General features: G+C 55.2%; 18 protein-coding genes. 12 read left to right on the top strand and 6 right to left on the bottom strand.

Annotation, left to right across the window (positions count from 1 at the left end; genetic code table 11):
- Nucleotides 1-59: 59 nt before the first annotated feature.
- Both BFV64_RS13815 and bglB read left to right on the top strand, forming a co-directional pair.
- The gene (locus BFV64_RS13815) at nt 60-1,643 is read left to right on the top strand and encodes an MFS transporter (RefSeq protein WP_069602192.1); all 1,584 of its coding nucleotides are present in this window, start codon (nt 60-62) and stop codon (nt 1,641-1,643) included.
- Nucleotides 1,644-1,647: 4 nt separating this feature from the next.
- Nucleotides 1,648-2,787, top strand: a complete 1,140-nt coding sequence (gene bglB, locus BFV64_RS13810; protein ID WP_059372783.1) for a beta-galactosidase BglB — start codon at nt 1,648-1,650, stop codon at nt 2,785-2,787.
- Nucleotides 2,788-2,822: 35 nt separating this feature from the next.
- Here bglB and argS read toward each other — a convergent pair whose 3' ends face one another.
- Entirely contained in the window at nt 2,823-4,556 is a 1,734-nt protein-coding gene (gene argS / locus BFV64_RS13805) for an arginine--tRNA ligase (protein ID WP_014884330.1), read from the bottom strand.
- 239 nt (nt 4,557-4,795) lie between these two features.
- Here argS and BFV64_RS13800 point away from each other — a divergent pair, with 239 nt between their 5' ends.
- A complete protein-coding gene (locus BFV64_RS13800) occupies nt 4,796-5,356 on the top strand; it encodes a VOC family protein (RefSeq protein ID WP_014884329.1) in 561 nt (186 codons plus the stop codon).
- 78 nt (nt 5,357-5,434) lie between these two features.
- On the top strand, nt 5,435-6,178 hold the full coding sequence (cutC, locus tag BFV64_RS13795) for a copper homeostasis protein CutC (RefSeq protein ID WP_045134195.1): 744 nt from the start codon (nt 5,435-5,437) through the stop codon (nt 6,176-6,178).
- A gap of 262 nt (nt 6,179-6,440) precedes the next feature.
- On the opposite strand, the gene cmoB is transcribed toward cutC, so the two are convergent.
- The 5 genes from cmoB to BFV64_RS13770 are packed head-to-tail and all read right to left on the bottom strand — an operon-like array spanning nt 6,441 to nt 10,021.
- Nucleotides 6,441-7,412 (bottom strand): tRNA 5-methoxyuridine(34)/uridine 5-oxyacetic acid(34) synthase CmoB, encoded by a 972-nt coding sequence (cmoB, locus tag BFV64_RS13790; protein WP_014884327.1) that lies wholly within the window; start codon nt 7,410-7,412, stop codon nt 6,441-6,443.
- Nucleotides 7,409-8,152 carry a carboxy-S-adenosyl-L-methionine synthase CmoA gene (gene cmoA / locus BFV64_RS13785; protein ID WP_014884326.1) on the bottom strand — a complete coding sequence of 248 codons (744 nt, stop codon included), beginning with the start codon at nt 8,150-8,152 and terminating at the stop codon, nt 7,409-7,411. Before cmoA ends, cmoB begins: the two co-directional genes overlap by 4 nt.
- Nucleotides 8,153-8,192: 40 nt before the next feature.
- Entirely contained in the window at nt 8,193-8,588 is a 396-nt protein-coding gene (locus BFV64_RS13780) for an MAPEG family protein (RefSeq protein ID WP_014884325.1), read from the bottom strand.
- A 51-nt stretch (nt 8,589-8,639) separates the two neighbouring features.
- Nucleotides 8,640-9,458, bottom strand: coding sequence for a DUF72 domain-containing protein (locus BFV64_RS13775; protein WP_045134194.1), 819 nt, complete (start codon nt 9,456-9,458; stop codon nt 8,640-8,642).
- The gene (locus BFV64_RS13770; protein WP_014884323.1) at nt 9,455-10,021 is read right to left on the bottom strand and encodes a hydrolase; all 567 of its coding nucleotides are present in this window, start codon (nt 10,019-10,021) and stop codon (nt 9,455-9,457) included. The genes BFV64_RS13775 and BFV64_RS13770 overlap by 4 nt, the downstream gene beginning before the upstream one ends.
- A gap of 264 nt (nt 10,022-10,285) precedes the next feature.
- On the opposite strand from BFV64_RS13770, the gene aspS reads away from it, so the two are divergent.
- From aspS to BFV64_RS13730, 8 genes are all read left to right on the top strand, one after another.
- On the top strand, nt 10,286-12,058 hold the full coding sequence (gene aspS, locus BFV64_RS13765; RefSeq protein ID WP_014884322.1) for an aspartate--tRNA ligase: 1,773 nt from the start codon (nt 10,286-10,288) through the stop codon (nt 12,056-12,058).
- Between the two features lies 1 nt (nt 12,059).
- A complete protein-coding gene (gene nudB / locus BFV64_RS13760; RefSeq protein WP_032636195.1) occupies nt 12,060-12,503 on the top strand; it encodes a dihydroneopterin triphosphate diphosphatase in 444 nt (147 codons plus the stop codon).
- 27 nt (nt 12,504-12,530) lie between these two features.
- Nucleotides 12,531-13,271, top strand: a complete 741-nt coding sequence (locus tag BFV64_RS13755) for a YebC/PmpR family DNA-binding transcriptional regulator (RefSeq protein ID WP_014884320.1) — start codon at nt 12,531-12,533, stop codon at nt 13,269-13,271.
- A 34-nt stretch (nt 13,272-13,305) separates the two neighbouring features.
- Nucleotides 13,306-13,827 (top strand): crossover junction endodeoxyribonuclease RuvC, encoded by a 522-nt coding sequence (gene ruvC / locus BFV64_RS13750; protein ID WP_014884319.1) that lies wholly within the window; start codon nt 13,306-13,308, stop codon nt 13,825-13,827.
- Nucleotides 13,828-13,908: 81 nt separating this feature from the next.
- Complete coding sequence (ruvA, locus tag BFV64_RS13745) at nt 13,909-14,523, top strand: Holliday junction branch migration protein RuvA (protein WP_023330723.1); 615 nt, start codon at nt 13,909-13,911, stop codon at nt 14,521-14,523.
- Nucleotides 14,524-14,531: 8 nt separating this feature from the next.
- Nucleotides 14,532-15,542: a Holliday junction branch migration DNA helicase RuvB gene (gene ruvB / locus BFV64_RS13740; protein WP_069602191.1), complete on the top strand. Its 1,011-nt coding sequence runs from the start codon at nt 14,532-14,534 to the stop codon at nt 15,540-15,542.
- Between the two features lie 195 nt (nt 15,543-15,737).
- Nucleotides 15,738-16,055: a hypothetical protein gene (locus BFV64_RS13735; RefSeq protein WP_201159193.1), complete on the top strand. Its 318-nt coding sequence runs from the start codon at nt 15,738-15,740 to the stop codon at nt 16,053-16,055.
- A gap of 50 nt (nt 16,056-16,105) precedes the next feature.
- Nucleotides 16,106-16,803 (top strand): IS1-like element IS1B family transposase gene (locus BFV64_RS13730; RefSeq protein WP_095033700.1). Its coding sequence is split into 2 segments (ribosomal slippage): nt 16,106-16,355 and nt 16,355-16,803, totalling 699 coding nucleotides; the frame shifts between segments, so codons are not numbered across the junction.
- Nucleotides 16,804-17,065 lie beyond the last annotated feature (262 nt).

Here is a 17,065-nt window from a genome sequence, read left to right as displayed (position 1 = left end):
AGCTCCCGGACGAGGTTTGCTTACAGGGAGTCTCCCAACATTGATTAGGGTTGACGGCAATGAAAACACGTAAAATTGGACTCGCAAATTATCTTGCATACGGGTCAGGTGATTTCCTCGGGGCGGGTACCACCGCCCTGACGGCGGCCTGGCTTTTGTATTTTTACACCACCTTCTGTGGACTCACACCGATTGAAGCAACGTTCATTTTTGCCGCGGCACGGGTGCTGGATGCCGTTGTCAGTCCGTTAATGGGGTTTTTGACGGACAACTTCGGTACGACCTGGCTCGGAAAGCGCTTTGGTCGCCGTAAATTCTTTATTCTGCTGGGGATCCCGTGCGTGTTCAGCTACTCGCTGATGTGGGTGGGGGACATGAATTTCTGGTATTACCTGCTGACTTATCTGGTGTTTGATATTGTCTACACCATGATTCTGGTGCCGTACGAGACGCTGGTGCAGGAAATGACCGATGACTTCAAACAGAAAACCAAGTTCTCCGGGGCGCGTATTTCCATGGCGCAGATGTCCGCCATTCTGGCCTCCTTTCTGCCCGGGATATTGCTCACGCATTTCGGTAAAGACAATGCGGTCTCCTTCTTCTATGCAAGCCTGGTTTTCTCCGTTCTGTGCGCCCTGATGCTCATTTTCGTCTGGTGCTTTACCTGGGAACGTCCGCGTGAGGAATGGTCCGAAGCGGCGCTGCGGGCTGAAGAAGAGAAGAAGAAGCTGACGCTGGGCCAGAGCCTGAATCGTCTGTTCGTGGAATTGAGTTCTACGCTGCGAATTAAAATTTTCCGCCAGCATCTGGGCATGTATCTCGGCGGCTACATTGCGCAGGATGTATTTAACGCGGTCTTCACCTACTACGTGGTGTTTGTGCTGATGCAGGAAGCCTCAATGGCCTCTAACCTGCTCGGTACGATGGCCATCTTCCAGTTTCTCGCCGTGCTCGGGATGATCCCGCTGTGCATTCGCTTTGGTCCTGCGCCGTCCTACCGCATGGTGGTGGTACTGTTTGGCCTGGCCTCTCTTTCTTATGCCGTCCTCTATTATGCCGGGCTGAGCGACATCTATTCTCTGCTGTTGCTGGTTTCTGCCATTGCCGGTCTTGGCCGCGGCGGTATCAACTACGTGCCGTGGAATACCTATACCTACATCGCTGATGTGGACGAAGTGATCACCGGTCAGCGCCGCGAAGGGATCTTCGCCGGCATCATGACCCTCACCCGTAAAGCGTCTCAGGCCGGTGCGGTGATGCTGGTGGGCATCGTGATGCAGATGTCCGGCTTTGTCAGCGGTCAGAAAGTGCAGCCTGCGGAAGTGAGCCATACCATTTTGATGATCCTGAGTGTGGGCATCCTCCTGGTGCTGTTCTGCGGATTCCTCGTTTCCCTGCGTTTCAGACTGAATTTACAGACCCACAGCACGCTGCGCGAGGAGACCGCGAAAATGCGTGCGTGGGGTCATGCGATACCGGAATCAGCGACGCCGCACGCCCGCGCCACTGTCGAGATGCTGGCCGGTATGCCGTATGCGTCACTGTGGGGTAATAACAACATCGGTTATCTGAATCGCAATAAGCCAGCCGCACCTTCGCTGAAGGATCGTGCAGTACTGAATTCGACATACAACAGAGGTTAAGATGATGAAAGTTTGGCCTGTCAAACATAGCCCGTTATTGCGTCAACCTGAACGCTTTATTGCCAGAGATGAGCTGAAAGCACTGATTCAAAAGGTGACGCATAACCTGGTCAATATCCACGACAAGACGGGTGAGTTTTTGCTGCGGCTGGACGACGGGCGCGTGATCGACACCAAAGGCTGGGCCGGATGGGAATGGACGCACGGCGTCGGTTTGTACGGTATCTGGCAGTATTACTGCCAGACCGGTGACACAGGCATGCGCGACATTATCGACAGCTGGTTTGCTGACCGTTTTGCTGAAGGTGCCACTACCAAAAACGTCAATACGATGTCGCCGTTCCTGACGCTGGCCTGTCGTTATGAAGAGACCAAAAACCCGGCCTGGCTGCCGTGGCTGGAAAGCTGGGCGGAATGGGCGATGACCGAGATGCCGCGCACCGATCACGGTGGCATGCAGCACATCACCCTGGCGGAAGAGAATCATCAGCAGATGTGGGATGACACGCTGATGATGACGGTGTTGCCGCTGGCGAAAATCGGCAAACTGCTCAACAAACCGGAGTACGTTGAAGAGGCGGTGTATCAGTTCCTGCTGCACGTGCAGAACCTGATGGACCGGGAGACGGGCCTGTGGTTCCACGGCTGGAGTTACGACGGCAACCATAACTTTGCCCGTGCCCGCTGGGCGAGGGGCAACAGCTGGCTCACCATCGTGATTCCGGATTTCCTCGAACTGATTGATTTGCCGGAAAACAACGCCGTGCGCCGTTATCTGGTGCAGGTATTGAATGCGCAAATTGCCGCGCTGGCAAAGTGTCAGGACGAGAGCGGCTTGTGGCATACCCTGCTGGACGATCCGGGCTCGTACCTGGAGGCGTCCGCGACGGCCGGGTTTGCCTACGGGATCCTGAAAGCGGTGCGTAAGCGCTATGTTGCGCCTGCGTATGCTGACGTTGCTGAAAAAGCGATTCGCGGCATCGTGAAAAATATCTCGCCGGAAGGGGAGTTATTGCAAACGTCGTTCGGCACGGGGATGGGCAGCGACCTGGCGTTTTATCGCCAAATCCCGCTGACGTCGATGCCCTATGGACAGGCCATGGCGATTCTGTGTCTGACGGAGTATTTGCGGAAGTATTTCTGATAATAAAAAACCCGGCGGCTGCCGGGTTTTTTGTATTACATACGCTCTACGGTTTCGATACCCAGGGTATCCAGACCCAGCTTCAGGGTCTTCGCCGTCAGCTGCGCCAGCTTCAGGCGGCTGTTGCGGACCGATTCATTTTCCGCAGACAGAATAGGGCAGTGCTCGTAGAAGCCGGAGAACAGACCCGCCAGATCGTACAGGTAAGCGCACATAACGTGCGGCGTACCGTCACGGGCGACAACCGTCAGCGTCTCTTCAAACTGCAGCAGACGCGCCGCCAGCTGGGCTTCACGATCTTCCGTGATGGTCACGGTCGCATTCGCCAGCACGTTTTCATCAATGTTCGCCTTACGGAACACCGAGAGCACGCGGGTGTAAGCATATTGCATGTAAGGCGCCGTGTTGCCTTCAAACGCCAGCATGTTATCCCAGTCGAAGATATAGTCGGTGGTACGGTTTTTAGAGAGATCCGCGTATTTCACCGCGCCGATACCGACGGCGTTAGCCAGTTTTTCCAGCTCGTCGGCAGGCATGTCCGGGTTCTTCTCTGCCACCAGACGACGGGCGCGCTCCAGCGCTTCATCCAGCAGGTCAGACAGCTTCACGGTACCACCCGCACGGGTTTTGAACGGCTTGCCGTCTTTACCGAGCATCATGCCGAACATGTGGTGTTCCAGCGGAACGCAATCCGGTACGTAACCGGCTTTACGCACGATAGTCCAGGCCTGCATCAGGTGCTGGTGCTGACGGGAGTCGATGTAGTACAGCACACGGTCAGCATGCAGGGTTTCGTAACGGTACTTCGCGCAGGCGATATCGGTGGTGGTGTAGAGATAGCCGCCATCCTTTTTCTGGATGATCACGCCCATCGGTTCACCTTCCTTGTTTTTGTACTCATCAAGGAACACGACCGTTGCACCTTCGCTCTCAACCGCCAGGTTTTTCGCTTTCAGGTCCGCCACAATGCCCGGCAGCATTGGGTTATAAAGGCTCTCACCCATCACATCATCACGGGTCAGGGTCACGTTCAGACGGTTATAGGTGAGCTGGTTCTGGGACATGGTGATGTCCACCAGCTTGCGCCACATCTCGAGGAAGTATTGATCCCCGCCCTGCAGCTTGACGACGTAACTGCGCGCGCGCTCGGCAAAGGCTTCGTCTTCGTCGTAATGCTTTTTCGCTTCGCGGTAGAACCCTTCCAGGTCCGCCAGCGCCATTTCGCCCGCGTTTTCCTGCTGCTGTTTTTCCAGGTAAGCAATCAGCATGCCGAACTGGGTACCCCAGTCGCCAACGTGGTTTGCGCGGATTACCTTGTGACCGAGAAACTCAAGCGTGCGCACCGCGGCATCACCAATGATGGTGGAACGCAGGTGGCCAACGTGCATCTCTTTCGCCACGTTCGGGGCAGAGTAGTCGATCACCACCGTCTGCGCTTGTGGTCGGGAGACACCCAGACGGTCTGATTTCAGCGCCGCGTCAACGTGGCTTGCCAGGAATGCAGGCTCCAGGAAAATGTTGATGAAGCCCGGGCCAGCGATTTCGGTTTTGCTGGCGATACCGGTGAGATCCAGATGCGTCAATACCTGCTCAGCGAGCTGTCGCGGCGGCATGCCCAGTTTTTTAGCCACTGCCATCACGCCATTAGCCTGATAGTCGCCAAACTGTACTTTTGCTGACTGACGAACCTGTGGTTCGCAATCCGCAGGCGCACCTGCGGCAATCAGTGCCTGACTGACTTTTTCGGAGAGAAGAGCCTGAATATTCACCTGGATACCTTACGTTTTTGATGCGGGCCTACAACCGCCCGCGCCAGTTAAAGAATTTAGGGCGGGAGTATACTGCAAATGCCTTCTGCCGTCAGCATTGCGGGGCCCGAAGATTGCTCAGAATCCAGCCAGAGAAGAGGTGCATAAACATGCAGTCGTAAAAACCGCGATTCAGAGGTTGGTCGAAACGGGGCAACAGAGTAAATTAGCGGCTTTGCGACATGAAAAGAGACTGACGTATGGCGAACTGGCAATCCATTGACGAACTGCATGATATTTCCGCAGATTTACCGCGCTTCACCCAGGCGTTCACAGAACTTGCCACCCGTCTTGGTCTGGATATCGCGCCGCTTGAGGCCGATCACATCTCTTTGCGCTGCCATCAAAACGCGACTGCCGAGCGCTGGCGTCGCGGGTTTGAACAGTGTGGTGAGTTGCTTTCTGAGAACATGATTAATGGTCGTCCCATTTGTCTGTTCAAACTGCATGAACCGGTCTGCGTGGCGCACTGGCAATTCACCGTTGTAGAACTGCCATGGCCGGGTGAAAAACGTTACCCGCACGAAGGCTGGGAGCATATCGAAATCGTCCTGCCGGGTGAGCCGGAAACGTTGAACGCGCGCGCGCTGGCCCTGCTCTCAGACGAGGGATTAAGCCAGCCGGGCATTTTTGTGAAGACAAGTTCGCCCAAAGGCGAGCGTGAGCGTCTGCCTAATCCGACGCTGGCCGTGACTGACGGGCAGGTGACGGTGAAATTTCATCCGTGGACCATTGAGCAGATCGTTGCCAGCGAAGCCTGAGAGTTGTGACTCGTCGCTGAGACCCAAAACAAAAGGCGTGCCATGATGGCGCGTTAAGCCGATTTTAAGGAGGAGTCGATGGCGCTGCTGGAGATTTGTTGTTATAGCGTGGAGTGTGCCGTCACCGCGCAACGGAAAGGGGCCGATCGCATTGAACTGTGCGCCGCCCCGAAAGAAGGAGGGTTAACGCCCTCATACGGCGTGCTAACGTCGGCCCGTAAGGCCGTCACCCTTCCGGTACACCCCATTATTCGTCCTCGCGGCGGTGATTTTTGTTATACGTCGGGTGAGTTCAGTGCCATGCTTGAAGATATCGCCTTTGTTCGTGACCTCGGGTTCCCCGGGCTGGTGACCGGCCTGCTGGATGAAGACGGTGAGGTCGATCTGCCGCGTATGCGTCAGGTGATGGACGCCGCAAAAGGAATGGCCGTGACGTTTCATCGTGCGTTTGATATGTGCAAAAACCCACTGCAAGCGTTTGATACCCTTGCCGAACTGGGTGTGGCGCGCGTTCTGACATCAGGGCAACAGTCTTCTGCTGAAAAAGGTCTGCAATTAATTACGGAACTAAAAGCCCATTCCGGTGTTCCAATAATAATGGCGGGTGCGGGAGTCCGTGCCGGCAATCTGGAACGGTTTTTAAACGCCGGGGTGGAAGAGCTTCACAGCTCTGCGGGGAAATGGATACCTTCACCCATGCGTTATCGCAATACAGGGCTGTCAATGTCGACGGATGCTGAAGCGGATGAGTATTCACGCTACGGTGTAGATGGAGAGTCGGTTGCGGAAATGAAGTCGCTGATTGAGCGCTATCACGTGTAGCAACGTACCGATTTTTACCGCGCATCATGTCGCCCAATATGATGCTTGCTTGTACCAGGCCCCTGCAAATTACACAGGGGCCTTTTTTTCTCCTTCATATTTCAAGCCGCAGCCGCGTTGGCCGCCTCGCTCACCCCGGTCACTTACTGATGTAAGCTCCCGGGGATTCGCTGCGTTGCCGCCTTGCTGCAACTTGAACTATTTTGGAGAAAACGTGCGACGCGTAGGCCGGGTAAGGCGTAGCCGTCACCCGGCTAAAGGGTTACGGCTTCGTCGCGATCAATACCGCACGCATCGGCGCCGGATAGCCTTCGATGGTTTTGCTGTGGTCGGCCGGGTCAAGGAACTGCTCCAGCGACTCGGTGATCATCCAGTCGGTGCGGCGCTGCTCCTCGAGTGACGTCACGCTGACATCGGCAATCCGCACATCCACAAAACCGCACTTCTCCAGCCAGTTCTTCAATGCCAGCGCGGACGGGATAAAGTAGACGTTACGCATCTGGGCGTAGCGATCGCCCGGCACCAGAACAGCATGTTCGTCACCTTCGATCACCAGCGTTTCCAGTACCAGTTCGCCGCCGCTGACCAGCTGATCTTTCAGCTGCCACAGATGTTCAAGCGGGGAGCGACGATGATAGAGCACGCCCATGGAAAATACGGTATCAAACGCTTTCAGGGCAGGAAGTTGCTCAATTCCCAGCGGCAGCAGGTGGGCGCGCTGGTCATTGCCCAGCAGTTTACGCACTGCTTCAAACTGGCAAAGGAACAGCTGCATTGGGTCGATACCGACTGCCAGATGCGCGCCTGCGCCAATCATGCGCCACATGTGGTAACCGCTGCCGCAGCCCACGTCCAGAATAGTGCGCCCGGTCAGGTCAGACAGATGAGGCAGAACGCGATCCCATTTCCAGTCGGAGCGCCATTCGGTGTTGATGTTCACCCCGTAGAGCGAGAAAGGCCCTTTGCGCCACGGCATCAGGTTACGCATCAGCGTTTCGATGCGGTTGATCTGCCCGGCCGGGAGCGGTGCTTCGCTTTCTGCGGTGACGCTGTGAAGCAGGTCCAGACGATGCGGGGTCAGCTCCGGCAGATACTCCACCGCATTTGACCACTGCTTTAACAGGCCGTGCTGCTGATCGCGCTGCCAGGCGGCAATCTGCGCGGGCAGAGTTTCCAGCCAGTGAGACAGATGGTTTTTAGCTATCAGCTGATAGAAATTACTGAACTCAATCATGCTGCATCTCCGGCTTTTAGCGCCACCAGTGAGCCAAAGTTAAAGCACTGGAACCACAGTTCGCTATGCTCAAATCCGGCTTTGCGCAGGCGTGCTTTGTGGGTTTCTACGGAGTCTGTCAGCATCACGTTTTCCAGCATGCTGCGCTTCTGGCTGATCTCCAGCTCGCTGTAACCGTTCGCACGTTTAAAATCGTGGTGCATATTGAACAGCAGTTCGCCAACGTCGGCATCCTCAAAGCTGAATTTCTCGGAAAGCACCAGCGCGCCGCCGGGATTTAGCCCCTGGTAAATTTTGTCCAGCAGCAGCTGACGGTCTTCAGGCACCAGGAACTGCAGGGTAAAATTCAGGATGACCATCGACGCGTTGTGAATTTCAATCTCACGAATATCGCCTTCGACGACGTCCACCGGTACAGGGGCTTTATACGCATCAATATGGCGACGGCAGCGTTCTACCATCGCCGGGGAGTTGTCGACGGCAATGATTCGGCAATCTTCATGATGAACGTTACGACGTACCGACAGCGTTGCCGCGCCGAGCGAGCAGCCCAGGTCATAGACCTGCGTGCCGGGTTGAACGAAGCGCTCAGCCAGCATACCGATCATAGAGATAATATTGGAATAACCGGGAACAGAGCGCTGGATCATATCCGGGAAGACTTCGGCTACCCGTTCATCGAAGGTCCAGTCGCCCAGGCTGGCGATAGGCGCGGAAAAAAGCGTGTCGCGATCTGACATAACGTAAAAATCCGGGAAAAATAAAGTGGCGTATTGTGCGCTAATGGAGGGAGAAAACCAACTCCCACGGCATATACCAAAGGTTAGCCAGCACCATCAGCAAAAGCGAACACCAGGTCGCGCTCATGCCGGAACGACGCCAGCGGAATAAGCGGTGGTGAAAGCCATAATAATGCATTAGCCGGCCAGCAATCAGAAGCAGGCCACAGACGTGAACCATCCAGGTTTCTGCGCCATTCATCTCCATAAACAGCAGTAAAATCAAGGCGACGGGGATGTATTCGACCGCATTACCGTGAATGCGGATAGCGCTTTGCAGTTCCGAAAAACCGCCGTCACCATAAGAAACGCGGTACTGCATTCTCAGACGCACAACATCAAATGAAAACTTAATCAGCAGTAATGCACCTAACACCGCATACAGCGCGCTGACCATACAAACTCCCTGTTTTTGGCAGATGGCACTTCACTATGATAGGGGGTGATATCAGAAAAGAGAAGATTGTTGTGGAATGGAGGGGGCGTTGCCCACGGCGGGAACCGCGGCCTGCAAGGCCTGCCAGAGAGCATCGACCAGTTCGGGTGCCTGCGCAATATCCGGTGTGTGCAAAAAGAGATAGGGCGTAGTGGTTTGCTCCCACTTTGCTAATTTTTGCAGCCAGACGGCGAACATCGCCTGATTTTGCTGCATGTTGTCGCTACCGATGAACCTGACCATCGGGTTTTGCGCGGTGACGATGGCGTGGACCGGCACTTTCGGTTTTTTGCGTTGCGCATCCACAATCGCTTCACTGTGCGGGATTGCACTGTGGACGGGGCGACTGTCAAGAATGACACGGTTGACCGCACGTTCCAGCAGGCCGCGGTTGAGCGCTATTTCTGCTTCACCTTTGGCAAAAAATTCAGCATGCCTGACCTCCACGCCGTAGGTAAACTCGCGGGGCAGGCTATCCAGAAACTGCCACAGGGCAGGCAGATCGCGCGGGCCGAACGTGGCGGGAAGCTGGAGCCAGTATTGCCCAATCCGGTTCGCCAGTGGCGACATGCGCGTAAAGAACTCTTCGGTTAAATCCCCGCAGTTGCGCAGCGCGGCGTTGTGGGAGATGGTCGCCGGAAACTTAAAACAGAACCGGAAATCGTCGGTCGTTTGCTCCCGCCAGCGTTCAACAATCTCCGCTTTAGGCAGCGCGTAGAGGGTCGTGTTGCCCTCGACACAGTTGAAGTGTCGGGCATATTCTTCCAGGCCGGTGATGCCCAGGCGCACCCATTTCGGGTGCGACCACTGGGGTAACCCCACATACATCATAGCGCGCTGAGGATCTCGTCCGTGCTGCGCACGCGTCCGATACGCGGGAAGATATGGGTCATGCTGCCCTGATGCTGTTCCGCGGAAGCCGCGCTGCAGGCATCTTCCGCAATGACCAGGTTAAAGCCCAGCTCCCAGGCGTTACGGGCGGTAGACTCCACGCCGATGTTGGTGGAAATGCCGCACAGGATAAGGGTGTCGATACCACGACGGCGGAGCTGCAGTTCCAGATCGGTTCCGTAGAATGCGCCCCATTGACGTTTGGTCACTTCGATATCGCTGTCGCGTTTGCCCAGCGACACCGGATACGTCCACCAGTTTTCCGGCAGGGCATGGGCGGGCGCCTGTGCATCAACGGGCTGTTTTAACGCCTCGGCGAAATCAGCGGACCAGCCGACGCGCACCATGACTACAGGGGCACCGCTGGCACGGCATTTTTCCGCCAGACGAGCGGCGCGGCTAACCACATCATCCGCAGCGTGCGGGCCACCGGCAAAGGGCAGGATCCCTTCCTGTAAATCAATCACCACAAGCGCGGTTTTGCTGGCATCCAGTGTTAACATCGTTACTCCCGTTAAATGAATCACTTCCGTAACACCATACGACGTGATGACCTGTAATGGGTCGGATAATTTTGTTAATTTTTGTGAGAATGCGCAATAAGAGTGCAGCAAACGACCGTCAGGCCGTGGTTCGCTCTTATCGTCCGGCGGAATTTCCAGTATAATAGCCGCCTTTTTTCATCCAGTTGTGACATACAGAAAGCTGCGACATAGTAGCCTGCATTCCAGGCGACATTTAGCCTGCGGCTAATTAAGGGATATCTCATGCGTACAGAATATTGCGGGCAGCTGCGTCAGTCCCACGTCGGACAGCAGGTCACCCTGTGTGGTTGGGTCAACCGTCGTCGTGATCTTGGTAGCCTTATTTTCATCGATATGCGCGACCGTGAAGGTATCGTTCAGGTGTTCTTCGACCCGGATCGTGCGGATGCGTTGAAGCTGGCTTCTGAGCTGCGTAATGAGTTCTGCATTCAGGTCACCGGTACCGTGCGTGCGCGTGACGAGAAAAACGTCAACGCAGACATGGCGACGGGTGCCATTGAAGTACTGGCGTCCGATCTGGTTATCATTAACCGTGCTGAAGCGCTGCCGCTGGACTCCAACCACGTCAACACGGAAGAAGCGCGTCTGAAATACCGCTACCTGGATCTGCGTCGTCCGGAGATGGCCCAGCGCCTGAAAACCCGTGCGAAAATCACCAGCCTGGTGCGCCGTTTTATGGATGACCACGGTTTCCTCGATATCGAAACCCCGATGCTGACCAAAGCCACACCGGAAGGTGCGCGCGATTATCTGGTCCCATCCCGCGTACATAAAGGCAAATTCTACGCGCTGCCACAGTCTCCACAGCTGTTCAAACAGCTGCTGATGATGTCCGGTTTCGATCGCTACTATCAGATCGTCAAATGTTTCCGCGACGAAGACCTGCGTGCTGACCGTCAGCCAGAATTCACCCAGATCGATGTGGAAACCTCCTTCATGACCGCCGAGCAGGTGCGTGAAGTGATGGAAGCGCTGGTGCGTAGCCTGTGGAATGACGTGAAAGGCGTCGAGCTGGGCGATTTCCCGATCATGACCTTCGCCGAAGCCGAGCGTCGTTACGGTTCCGACAAACCAGACCTGCGTAACCCGATGGAGCTGGTGGATGTTGCAGACCTGGTGAAATCCGTTGAGTTCGCGGTATTCGCCGGCCCGGCTAACGATCCGAAAGGCCGTGTTGCAGCCCTGCGCGTACCGGGCGGTGCGGCACTGAGCCGTAAGCAGATCGACGACTACGGCAACTTCATTAAGATCTACGGCGCGAAAGGTCTGGCCTATATTAAAGTAACCGAGCGTGCGAAAGGTCTGGAAGGGATCACCAGCCCGGTTGCGAAGTTCCTGAATGCGGACATCGTGGAAGCGATCCTTGAGCGCACCGGCGCGCAGGATGGCGACATGATCTTCTTCGGCGCAGACAACAAGAAAGTGGTTGCCGATGCGATGGGCGCGTTGCGTCTGAAGCTGGGCAAAGACCTCAGCCTGACCGACGAAACCAAATGGGCACCGCTGTGGGTTATCGACTTCCCGATGTTTGAAGACGACGGTGAAGGCGGCTTGACCGCGATGCACCACCCGTTCACCTCGCCAAAAGACATGACGGCGGCAGAGCTGAAAGCGTCTCCGGAAGATGCAGTGGCAAACGCCTACGACATGGTGATCAACGGCTACGAAGTGGGCGGCGGTTCCGTGCGTATTCACAGCGGCGAAATGCAGCAGACCGTGTTCGGCATCCTGGGCATTAACGAACAGGAGCAGCGTGAGAAATTTGGCTTCCTGCTGGACGCCCTGAAATACGGTACACCGCCACACGCGGGTCTGGCTTTCGGTCTTGACCGTCTGACCATGCTGCTGACCGGCACCGATAACATTCGTGATGTTATTGCCTTCCCGAAAACCACTGCCGCAGCGTGTCTGATGACCGAAGCGCCAAGCTTTGCTAACCCGACTGCACTGGCTGAGCTGGGCATTGAGGTGGTGAAGAAGGAAGAGAAAAACTGATATGACATACAAGCTTCCCGTTTCTGTCTTAGTTGTCATTTATGCCCAGGACACGAAGCGGGTGCTAATGTTGCAGCGGCGCGACGATCCTGATTTCTGGCAGTCGGTTACCGGCAGCCTGGAAGAGGGGGAAACCGCGCAGCAGGCCGCCGCGCGTGAAGTAAAGGAAGAGGTCACCATTGATGTTGCTCGCGAGCAACTGACCCTGAAGGACTGTCAGCGCACGGTGGAGTTTGAAATTTTTAGCCATTTACGTCATCGCTACGCGCCGGGCATTGAGCGCAATACGGAATCGTGGTTCTGTCTCGCGCTCCCCCATGAGCGGGAGATCGTGTTTACCGAACACCTGAACTACCGCTGGGTGGATGCGACGGATGCCGCCGCACTGACCAAGTCGTGGAGCAACCGGCAGGCGATTGAAGAATTTGTAATTAACGCTGCCTGAGAAGGCGCGATTTTTGGAGAACTTTTTATGGCAGGTCATAGTAAGTGGGCCAACACCAAACACCGTAAAGCGGCACAGGATGCCAAACGCGGTAAGATCTTTACCAAAATCATTCGTGAGCTGGTGACAGCGGCACGTCTGGGCGGCGGCGATCCGGCCTCTAACCCGCGTCTGCGCGCGGCGGTGGATAAAGCGCTGTCTAACAACATGACGCGTGACACCCTGAACCGTGCCATCGCACGTGGTGTAGGCGGTGATGAAGACGCGAACATGGAAACCATCATTTATGAAGGTTACGGCCCTGGCGGTACTGCCGTAATGGTTGAGTGTCTGTCCGACAACCGTAACCGTACCGTTGCGGAAGTGCGCCATGCATTCACTAAAACCGGCGGCAACCTGGGTACCGACGGTTCCGTTTCTTACCTGTTCAGCAAAAAAGGCGTCATCTCCTTCGAGAAAGGCGACGAAGATGTGATCATGGAAGCCGCCCTGGAAGCCGGTGCGGAAGACGTGGTGACCTACGATGATGGCGCAATTGACGTTTACACCGCGTGGGAAGAGATGGGCGCCGTGCGCGATGCACTCGAAGCCGCGGGTCTGAAAGCGGACAACGCTGAAGTTTCCATGATCCCATCCACCAAAGCGGACATGGATGCGGAAACTGCGCCAAAACTGCTGCGTCTGATCGACATGCTCGAAGACTGCGACGACGTGCAGGAAGTGTATCACAACGGTGAAATCTCTGATGAGGTTGCAGCGACTCTCTGATGAGAGCGTATAAGCCGTTTACGGGAGACGCGTGATGTCGATTATCCTTGGGATTGACCCCGGCTCGCGCGTCACCGGTTATGGCGTTATCCGCCAGGTGGGACGCCAGCTAACCTACCTCGGCAGCGGCTGTATTCGCACCAAAGTGGACGATCTGCCGTCGCGCCTGAAGCTGATTTATGCGGGCGTGTCGGAAATCATCACCCAGTTTCAGCCTGATTTTTTTGCCATTGAGCAGGTCTTTATGGCAAAAAACGCCGATTCGGCGCTAAAGCTGGGGCAGGCGCGCGGCGTGGCGATTGTTGCCGCCGTGAACCAGGATCTTCCGGTGTTCGAATATGCCGCACGTCAGGTAAAGCAGACGGTGGTGGGGATAGGTAGCGCGGAGAAAAGCCAGGTGCAGCATATGGTGCGTACCTTGCTGAAGCTTCCCGCGAACCCGCAGGCCGATGCCGCCGATGCACTGGCCATTGCGATTACCCACTGTCACGTCAGCCAGAACGCGATGCAAATGAGTGAATCGCGGCTCAATCTGGCGCGAGGCAGGTTACGATAAAGAGAAATCAGGCTGGATAAACATCCAGCCTTTTTTTATTATGTCGCCAGTCAAACATTTTCCAGAACGCAGGAGCGTCACGTGATAGGCAGACTCAGAGGCATCATCATTGAAAAACAACCCCCGTTAGTGCTGCTGGAAGTGGGTGGCGTGGGCTATGAAGTCCACATGCCAATGACCTGCTTCTATGAGCTGCCGGACGCGGGTAAAGAGGCGATTGTCTTTACACAGTTCGTGGTGCGTGAAGATGCTCAGTTGCTTTACGGCTTCAACAACAAGCAGGAACGTACTCTGTTCCGCGAGCTGATTAAAACCAACGGCGTGGGGCCGAAGCTGGCGCTGGCGATTTTGTCCGGTATGTCTGCTCCGCAGTTCGTGAATGCCGTTGAGCGCGAAGATCCTGCGGCGCTGATTAAACTCCCGGGGATTGGTAAGAAAACCGCCGAGCGTCTGATTGTTGAGATGAAAGACCGCTTTAAAGGTCTGCATGGCGATCTGTTCACCCCAGCCACCGATCTGGTTCTGACGTCACCTGGGGCGCCGTCAACAGATGATGACGCTGAGCAGGAAGCGGTTGCCGCGCTGGTGGCGCTGGGCTATAAACCTCAGGAGGCCAGTCGGATGGTAAGCAAAATTGCCAAACCGGATGCCAGCAGTGAAACCCTGATTCGTGAAGCGCTGCGCGCTGCATTGTGAGGTAAAGGATGATTGAAGCAGACCGCCTGGTATCGGCAGGCACCCTTCAGGCAGAAGACGTGGTGGATCGTGCGATCCGCCCGAAACTGCTTGATGAGTATATCGGCCAGCCGCAGGTACGTTCCCAGATGGAGATTTTCATCCAGGCGGCAAAGCTGCGCGGCGAAGCGCTCGATCACCTGCTGATTTTTGGCCCGCCAGGGTTGGGGAAAACCACGCTGGCGAATATCGTTGCCAATGAAATGGGCGTCAACCTGCGCACGACCTCCGGCCCGGTGCTGGAGAAAGCCGGCGATCTGGCGGCAATGCTGACCAACCTTGAACCGCATGACGTACTGTTTATCGATGAAATCCACCGTCTGTCTCCGGTGGTAGAGGAAGTGCTCTATCCGGCAATGGAAGATTACCAGCTGGATATCATGATTGGTGAAGGCCCGGCTGCGCGCTCCATCAAGATCGATCTGCCGCCGTTTACCCTGATTGGCGCAACGACCCGTGCCGGATCGTTGACCTCTCCATTGCGCGACCGCTTCGGTATCGTGCAGCGTCTGGAGTTTTATCAGGTGCCGGACCTGCAGCATATTGTCGGTCGTAGCGCGCGCTATATGGGGCTGGAGATGAGCGAAGAGGGCGCTTTTGAAGTGGCGAAGCGTTCGCGCGGTACGCCGCGTATTGCCAACCGCCTGCTGCGTCGCGTGCGCGACTTTGCCGAAGTGAAGCACGATGGCACCATTTCGGCAGAGATTGCCGCCCAGGCGCTGGATATGCTTAACGTCGATGCCGAAGGCTTTGACTATATGGACCGCAAACTGCTGCTGGCGGTGCTGGATAAATTCTTTGGCGGACCGGTCGGGCTGGATAACCTGGCGGCGGCGATCGGTGAAGAGCGTGAAACTATCGAGGATGTTCTGGAGCCGTATCTGATCCAGCAGGGATTCTTACAGCGTACGCCGCGTGGTCGTATGGCGACGGTGCGGGCGTGGAATCATTTCGGCATTACGCCACCGTCAATGCCGTAATGGTGAGCAGGCGGGATGTTAAATTTCGCCTGCGACGCTGACCGATTAGTTACCTCATCTGAATTATCATCCATATTATTTTGGATAAATTTATCCTACCTATCATTTTAGATAATTCGCTTATTCCCTCTATGATGAATTTATAGCGATATCCATGCTATGAATAAATTTCATCATCACATCAGGAATAACAAAATGAAAACAATGACGGCTCTGACTATTGCCGCTCTGACTATGGCGGCTTTGTCTGGCGCCGCGAATGCCGCTATTTCCGGAACCCAAACATGGAAAATGGTGGATAATAAACTTGAAAATACCAGTAACGGACGAAAATTATGTATGACTGGCATTGCTTACCAGCAGGCGGTGATGGAGCCATGTGATTCTAATCCAGAATTGCAGAATATTCGTGAGGTCAATTTCGCTATTAATGGGATGCTGATGCTGGAAACATATCCAGAATATGCCTTCGCACCAGCAAGCGGCAAAGTTTATATACGCGAATATGGGTGATGCTGCCAACTTACTGATTTAGTGTATGATGGTGTTTTTGAGGTGCTCCAGTGGCTTCTGTTTCTATCAGCTGTCCCTCCTGTTCAGCTACTGACGGGGTGGTGCGTAACGGCAAAAGCACTGCCGGACATCAGCGCTATCTCTGCTCTCACTGCCGTAAAACATGGCAACTGCAGTTCACTTACACCGCTTCTCAACCCGGTACGCACCAGAAAATCATTGATATGGCCATGAATGGCGTTGGATGCCGGGCAACCGCCCGCATTATGGGCGTTGGCCTCAACACGATTTTCCGCCATTTAAAAAACTCAGGCCGCAGTCGGTAACCTCGCGCATACAGCCGGGCAGTGACGTCATCGTCTGCGCGGAAATGGACGAACAGTGGGGATACGTCGGGGCTAAATCGCGCCAGCGCTGGCTGTTTTACGCGTATGACAGGCTCCGGAAGACGGTTGTTGCGCACGTATTCGGTGAACGCACTATGGCGACGCTGGGGCGTCTTATGAGCCTGCTGTCACCCTTTGACGTGGTGATATGGATGACGGATGGCTGGCCGCTGTATGAATCCCGCCTGAAGGGAAAGCTGCACGTAATCAGCAAGCGATATACGCAGCGAATTGAGCGGCATAACCTGAATCTGAGGCAGCACCTGGCACGGCTGGGACGGAAGTCGCTGTCGTTCTCAAAATCGGTGGAGCTGCATGACAAAGTCATCGGGCATTATCTGAACATAAAACACTATCAATAAGTTGGAGTCATTACCGCGAATATGAACCTATTGCGAGTCATTGGGACTATATTAACGGACAGCTGAAAAAAGTTGATACCGATGGTATTGTCAAGTGTCTTGATATGGAAGGCGGTATAAACGTCCCTGGTGCCAAATTGCATTTAGCAACGTGTACCAGGTAATAAAATAAGCCCCGATAATTTCATCGGGGCTTATTTACGTGTGCACCCAACATGGGCGCACTCCAGCGGTTTAAGTCCCGCCATGCGTTGATCACAGC

It is taken from the genome of Enterobacter kobei (genome assembly GCF_001729765.1).
Taxonomy (GTDB): domain Bacteria; phylum Pseudomonadota; class Gammaproteobacteria; order Enterobacterales; family Enterobacteriaceae; genus Enterobacter; species Enterobacter kobei.
This window is presented reverse-complemented; position numbering and strand designations above follow the sequence as displayed.

What these genes read in the sequence shown, in the direction of transcription:
- BFV64_RS13815 (WP_069602192.1), top strand. Translation starts at nt 60, where the DNA reads ATGAAAACACGTAAAATTGGACTCGCAAATTATCTTGCATACGGGTCA.
- bglB (WP_059372783.1), top strand. Translation starts at nt 1,648, where the DNA reads ATGAAAGTTTGGCCTGTCAAACATAGCCCGTTATTGCGTCAACCTGAA.
- BFV64_RS13800 (WP_014884329.1), top strand. Translation starts at nt 4,796, where the DNA reads ATGGCGAACTGGCAATCCATTGACGAACTGCATGATATTTCCGCAGAT.
- cutC (WP_045134195.1), top strand. Translation starts at nt 5,435, where the DNA reads ATGGCGCTGCTGGAGATTTGTTGTTATAGCGTGGAGTGTGCCGTCACC.
- cmoB (WP_014884327.1), bottom strand. Translation starts at nt 7,412, where the DNA reads ATGATTGAGTTCAGTAATTTCTATCAGCTGATAGCTAAAAACCATCTG.
- cmoA (WP_014884326.1), bottom strand. Translation starts at nt 8,152, where the DNA reads ATGTCAGATCGCGACACGCTTTTTTCCGCGCCTATCGCCAGCCTGGGC.
- BFV64_RS13780 (WP_014884325.1), bottom strand. Translation starts at nt 8,588, where the DNA reads ATGGTCAGCGCGCTGTATGCGGTGTTAGGTGCATTACTGCTGATTAAG.
- BFV64_RS13775 (WP_045134194.1), bottom strand. Translation starts at nt 9,458, where the DNA reads ATGATGTATGTGGGGTTACCCCAGTGGTCGCACCCGAAATGGGTGCGC.
- BFV64_RS13770 (WP_014884323.1), bottom strand. Translation starts at nt 10,021, where the DNA reads ATGTTAACACTGGATGCCAGCAAAACCGCGCTTGTGGTGATTGATTTA.
- aspS (WP_014884322.1), top strand. Translation starts at nt 10,286, where the DNA reads ATGCGTACAGAATATTGCGGGCAGCTGCGTCAGTCCCACGTCGGACAG.
- nudB (WP_032636195.1), top strand. Translation starts at nt 12,060, where the DNA reads ATGACATACAAGCTTCCCGTTTCTGTCTTAGTTGTCATTTATGCCCAG.
- BFV64_RS13755 (WP_014884320.1), top strand. Translation starts at nt 12,531, where the DNA reads ATGGCAGGTCATAGTAAGTGGGCCAACACCAAACACCGTAAAGCGGCA.
- ruvC (WP_014884319.1), top strand. Translation starts at nt 13,306, where the DNA reads ATGTCGATTATCCTTGGGATTGACCCCGGCTCGCGCGTCACCGGTTAT.
- ruvB (WP_069602191.1), top strand. Translation starts at nt 14,532, where the DNA reads ATGATTGAAGCAGACCGCCTGGTATCGGCAGGCACCCTTCAGGCAGAA.
- BFV64_RS13735 (WP_201159193.1), top strand. Translation starts at nt 15,738, where the DNA reads ATGAAAACAATGACGGCTCTGACTATTGCCGCTCTGACTATGGCGGCT.